1 protein-coding gene is annotated in these 1,182 nt (G+C 62.4%); it reads right to left on the reverse strand.

All coding sequences use genetic code 11. The features are described 5' to 3' along the window. On the reverse strand, nt 1-1,182 hold a 1,182-nt coding region (glyA, locus tag ACR0CW_RS23135), incomplete at both ends, for a serine hydroxymethyltransferase (RefSeq protein WP_480789583.1).

Genomic DNA, 1,182 nt, shown 5'->3' on the forward strand with positions numbered 1-1,182 from the left:
TTGGCGGCCAGACCGTCGACAACCTCGATGATCCAGTCCGCGATCTGGCGGAATTCGATCTCGCCAAAGCCGCGGGTGGTGCCGGCGGGGCTGCCAAGACGGATGCCCGACGTGATGGTCGGTTTTTCCGGATCAAATGGCACGCCGTTCTTGTTGCAGGTGATATGCGCGCGGCCCAAGGCCTTTTCGGTCGCGTTGCCCTTGACGCCTTTGGGGCGCAGGTCGACCAGCACGACGTGGGTGTCGGTGCCGTGGGTCACCGTGTCCAGACCACCCTTGATCAGCTGATCCGACAGCGCCTGCGCATTGACGACAACCTGCTTGATGTAGTCCTTGAAGGCAGGCTGCAGCGCCTCGCCGAACGCCACGGCCTTGGCCGCGATGACATGCATCAGCGGGCCGCCCTGAATGCCGGGGAAGATCGCCGAATTCACTTTCTTAGCGATATCTTCATCATTGGTCAGGATCATGCCGCCACGCGGGCCGCGCAGGGTCTTGTGCGTGGTGGTCGTGGCCACATGCGCATGCGGGAAGGGGCTGGGATGCTCGCCTGCGGCGACCAGACCGGCGAAATGCGCCATGTCCACGTGCAGATAGGCGCCGACCATGTCGGCGATTTCGCGCATGCGGGCAAAGTCGATCTGGCGCGGAATGGCCGAACCGCCTGCGATGATCAGCTTGGGCTGGTGCTCTTTCGCCAGCGCCTCGACCTGATCATAGTCCAGCATGTTGTCTTCCTTGCGGACGCCGTACTGCACCGCATGGAACCACTTGCCGGACTGGTTCGGGCGGGCGCCGTGGGTCAGGTGACCACCAGCGTCCAGTGACATGCCCAGAATGGTGTCGCCGGGTTTGATCAGCGCCTGGAACACGCCCTGGTTGGCCTGGCTGCCCGAGTTCGGCTGCACGTTGGCAAAGCCGCAGCCAAACAGCTCTTTGGCGCGGTCGATGGCCAGGTTTTCGGCAATATCAACGAACTGGCAGCCGCCATAGTAACGGCGACCGGGATAGCCTTCGGCGTATTTGTTGGTCATCACCGAGCCCTGCGCCTCCATCACGGCGGCAGAGACGATGTTTTCGGATGCAATCAGCTCGATCTCGTCGCGCTGACGGCCCAGCTCGGACGTGATCGAGCCAAAAAGCTCAGGATCACGGTCAGACAAGGACTGGGTGAAAAATCCG

The sequence above is a fragment of the Ruegeria sp. CH6 genome (genome assembly GCF_056537005.1).